This is a genomic window from Jatrophihabitans lederbergiae (genome assembly GCF_031845305.1).
Taxonomy (GTDB): domain Bacteria; phylum Actinomycetota; class Actinomycetes; order Mycobacteriales; family Jatrophihabitantaceae; genus Jatrophihabitans_A; species Jatrophihabitans_A lederbergiae.
The window spans coordinates 1-2477 of sequence record NZ_JAVREH010000135.1; the positions used below are offsets into that span (position 1 = coordinate 1).

Genomic DNA, 2477 nt, shown 5'->3' on the forward strand with positions numbered 1-2477 from the left:
TCATCGCCCAAATGGACGCCGAGGCCTACGCCCGCAAGGACCATCCGCCCCGCGACACCGAATTCGTCATCAGCCCGATCGGCCCAGCCAACCAACACGACAACGACCCGGAACGCGCACAATAATCCCGTGCCGTGCTATGCGGTCGTGCCGATCCCCGCCCGTCGCCGGTATTCCGCCACGTACTCCAGCAGGGCCGGCCCTCGGGGTCGGCGGCCGGCCTGAATATCGCACGAGCCGGCTTTGCTCTCCTGGATGTGGACATTCGGGTCCAGGGCCACGGACAGCAATTCGTTCGCCGCATCGCCCTGCGTCAGACCGTTGCTGCCCCAGTGGTAGGGCAGACCCACTTGATGGACGGTGCGACCCTGAACCTTCAGTGGCCTCAGCCGTTCGGTGACCAGCACCCGCGCCTCGATCGCCGTTCGTGCCGTGACGATCGTCGCCCAACCGAGATGCTCGATCTGGCGTTCACGCGCCAGCTCCGGGCTGATCTCGCAGAACATGCCCGGCTGAAGCTCTGAAAGGTAGGGCAGCCAGCGGCTCATGCCACCGGCGGTGTGGTGCTCGGTCAGCCGGTACGTGGTGAACACGTAAGGAAACACGTCACTTCCCGGATCGCTGCCCGCTGGGTTGTAATGGTTCTCTCTCCGCGGATACTGCTTTCGCGCCGGGTTGGCCCGCTCGGAGTAAAGCGCATTGTCGAAGGGAGATTCCTGGGGTTCGTAGTGGCTCGGAAGCGGGCCGTCGCTGAGCCCAGCCGGAACGTAGAGCCAGGCCTTACCGTCTGCTTGCATGATGAACGGGTCGTCCCCGGCAATCGCGTCCTCTGCCTTCGCGCCTTCGGGCGGCCGGTAGTCCGGGCGCTTGTCGGGCTGAAAGTCAGGTACGTCGTGACCGACCCACTTGCCCTGCTCCTCGTCCCACCAGACGTAGGCCTTGCGCTCGCTCCACGGTTTGCCGGCCGGGTCTGCCGAGGCACGGTTATAGATGATGCGCCGGTTCGCAGGCCACGCCCACGCCCATTCCGGCGCAACCCAGCTCTGCTCGCTGCCTGGCTTACGGCGCGCAGCCTGGTTGACCCCGTCCTTGTAGACACCGCAGTAGATCCAACACCCGGAGGTAGTGCTGCCGTCGGCCTTGAGCTCGGTGTAGGCGCCGAGCGGTTGCCCCTGAGCATCACGGCCGTTGATCTCGGCCAGCACGGCCTCGGCGTCGGGCTCGGCAATAGTCCCTTCGGTGGGGTAATCCCAGGTGAGGTCCAGCAGCGGCCGGTCGCGCTCGTCTGTTGAGCCCGCGAGCTTCTGCCGGATGATGCGGCCGAGGTGAAAGTAGAACCACAGTTCGCTTCGGGCATCTTCGGCCGGCTCGACAGCCTGGTGGTGCCACTGCAGCATCCGCTGGGTGTTGGTGAAGCTACCGTTCTTCTCCGTGTGCGCCGCGGCCGGCAGAAAGAACACCTCGGTGCCGATGTCACCGGTCCGCAGCTCGCCGGTCTCGATCTCGGGACCGTCCTTCCACCAAGTGGCCGACTCGATCATCACCATGTCACGAACGACGAGCCAGTCGAGATTGGCCATACCGAGCCGTTGCATCTTTCCGTTTGCCGACCCGATAGCGGGATTCTCGCCCACGACGAAGTATCCGCCAGCTCCTCGGGAGGGGCTGTCGATCTGACGCATCACGGTGTTATAGGTTCCGTGGTCACCCGTCAGCCGCGGCAGGTAATCGAAGCAGTAGTCGTTCTCCGCGGTCGCCGCATCGCCCCACCACGCCTTGAGCAGGCTGACGGTGTATGCGTCCATGTGGCCCCAGTAGCCCTTCTTGCCCGCGTCGGCCGACACGAAGTCCGCCAGCGTCTCGTGCTCATGTGCGTGCGGCATCGGTATGTAGCCGGGCAGAATGTTGAACAAGGTGGGGATGTCGGTGGAGCCCTGGATGCTGGCGTGACCGCGTAGCGCGAGGATTCCGCCGCCGGGCCTGCCGATGTTGCCCAGCAGGGTCTGCAGTATCGCCGCCGTGCGGATGTACTGGACGCCGACCGTGTGATGGGTCCACCCGACGGCGTAGGCGAAGGCGGTGGTCCGCTCCCGGCCTGAGTTGGTGACCAGAGCGTCCGCGACCTGGGCGAACAACGCCTGCGGGATGCCGCAGATGTCCTGCACCATCTCGGGGGTATAGCGCGCGAAGTGCCGCCTGAGGATCTGGTAGACGCAGCGGGGATGCTGCAGCGTCGGGTCGGTCCGGGGCGTCCCAACGATCGTGGGACCGCCGCTGCCATGGGAATGTCCGCGCGCGGATTCCTTGCTCCCGACGCTGCGCTGATCATCGCCGGTTCGGTCCTCGTACTGCTGGTCGCGTTTGCCGGCCGATGCGGCGATCTCGGTTCCCTCGTACTGCCAGCTCGAGGTGTCGTACTGGCCTTCTTCTGCGTCCCAGCCGGAGAACAACCCGTCGAGGTCCTCGGTGTCGCGGAA

Annotated in this window: 1 protein-coding gene; it reads right to left on the bottom strand. The window is 65.5% G+C overall.

The genetic code is table 11. The features are described from left to right. Nucleotides 1-137 precede the first annotated feature (137 nt). A partial coding sequence (gene fdh / locus RM423_RS24475; RefSeq protein WP_311425650.1) for a formate dehydrogenase occupies nucleotides 138-2477 on the bottom strand: 2340 nt, incomplete at its 5' end.